At 32.2% G+C, this 1,694-nt stretch carries 2 protein-coding genes; one reads left to right on the top strand and one right to left on the bottom strand.

Annotated features, from left to right (window positions below):
- Positions 1-852 (bottom strand): lysophospholipid acyltransferase family protein (locus OU788_RS12235; protein ID WP_274635425.1); only part of this gene is annotated, 852 nt, incomplete at its 3' end.
- 90 nt (positions 853-942) lie between these two features.
- Between OU788_RS12235 and OU788_RS12230 the strand changes: the two genes are divergently transcribed.
- Complete coding sequence (locus tag OU788_RS12230) at positions 943-1,590, top strand: rhomboid family intramembrane serine protease (protein WP_274635424.1); 648 nt, start codon at positions 943-945, stop codon at positions 1,588-1,590.
- The last annotated feature ends 104 nt before the right edge of the window (positions 1,591-1,694 follow it).

The raw sequence follows: 1,694 nt of genomic DNA, 5'->3' as shown, positions 1-1,694 counted from the left end.
ACGATTATGAGTCCATAGGTAATACTCGGGTTGAGCTTTAATGTTTCTTTCTGTAAGCTCAAGGTATTTATCGGTAATTTCAAAATTATCGAAATCGTTAGGTGTATCAGTGATTAATTCAAATTCAACTTCAAAATAACCTCTTTTAACTTTGGTGGTTTTCATATTGATAACTACCGAGTTGTATTTTTTTGACAGAACTTCAGCTCCTGTGTGTACTGGTACTTTTTCATTTAAAAAGCTAGCCCAATACCTAGTTTTTCCCATTTGAGGAGATTGATCACTAAGTAAAAGGTATAGGTATTGTGTTTTGTTGGAGTGTTTTTCGTAGATACTTCTATTAAATAGATATGTAGGCACGGCTTCAAAACCAAATTGTGTTCTAGATTTTTTTATTAATTTGTCAAAATAAGGGTTTTTGATCTTTTTGTAAGCTCCAAAACAGTTAATGTTTACAGAAAGAGGCATGCCGACAGACCATTCCCAATTTGCTTGGTGTGAACCTACTAAAGCAACACTTCTTCCTTGTTCAGCGTATTTGTTTATAAGTTCAGGATTTGTGTATTTGTAGCGCTTTTGTAATTCTTTTTTACTTATAGCAAAAGATTTTACGCTTTCAAAAAGGATGTCTACAAAGTGTTTAAAGAATTTTTTTGATATTCTGTTTATTTCAGCTTCGCTTTTTTTAGGAAAAGCAGTTTTAAGGTTTTTAATGACTACTTTTTTTCTGTAACCAATGATATAGTATAATATCAAGAAGAAAAAATCAGAAAAAATATATAAAATCCTCATTGGTAATCTTGAAAGTACCCAAATGAAAGGATAGGTAATTGTATAAATTAAAAAATTCATTTTAGAAAAATTAAAGTGCAAATATCGTATTAAATTATCAATATTTACTTTGTGAACTTTTGTTTATGTTTGTGAATATATATTAGAAGTATGAGTCAAATTATTATAGGATTAATTATAGCAAATGTGTTAATGTCGATTAAAGGATTTAACGATCCTGTTTTTTTTGATCGATACAAGTTTCAGGTGCAAAGAGTGTTGGGAGGGGAGAAGATAAGAATGATATCGTCAGGTTTTCTGCATGTAGATTGGTTACACTTAGGGTTTAATATGTATGCTTTGTATCTGTTCGGAAAAGTAGTAGACTCTAGTTTTGGAACACTTAATTTCGTATTGATTTACTTTGCTAGTTTGTTAGCAGGAAGTATGTATTCATTGTATCAGCATAAAAAAGAACCATATTATAGTGCAGTAGGAGCTTCAGGGGCGGTTTCAGGAGTTATTTTTTCTTCAATAATGTTGTATCCAAGTATGGAGCTTATCATGTTACCTATTCCGATTCCGATTCCAGGATATGTGTTTGGAATTGGTTATTTGTTATATTCTATTTACGGAATGAAAAATCAGGTGGGTAATATTGGTCATTCGGCGCATTTAGGAGGTGCTATAGGTGGATATTTAATTACTTTGGTGTTGCGACCAAGTGTTATAGCGAATCATACGATAATGGTAGGAATAATGGCGTTAATTATAGTTGGATTGTTCTTCTTTGGAGATAAATTGAAGCTGAACAGGTAGCGTAAAATATAAAGAATAAAAAAACCGAAACATTTGTTTCGGTTTTTTTGAGCGGGAGACCGGGTTCGAACCGGCGACATTCAGCTTGGAAGGCTGACGCTCTA

Source organism: Tenacibaculum sp. L6, assembly GCF_028823685.1.
In the GTDB taxonomy this organism is placed as follows: Bacteria; Bacteroidota; Bacteroidia; order Flavobacteriales; family Flavobacteriaceae; genus Polaribacter.
The sequence above is the reverse complement of the archived record's forward strand: the minus strand, read 5'-3'. Positions and strand labels throughout refer to the sequence as shown.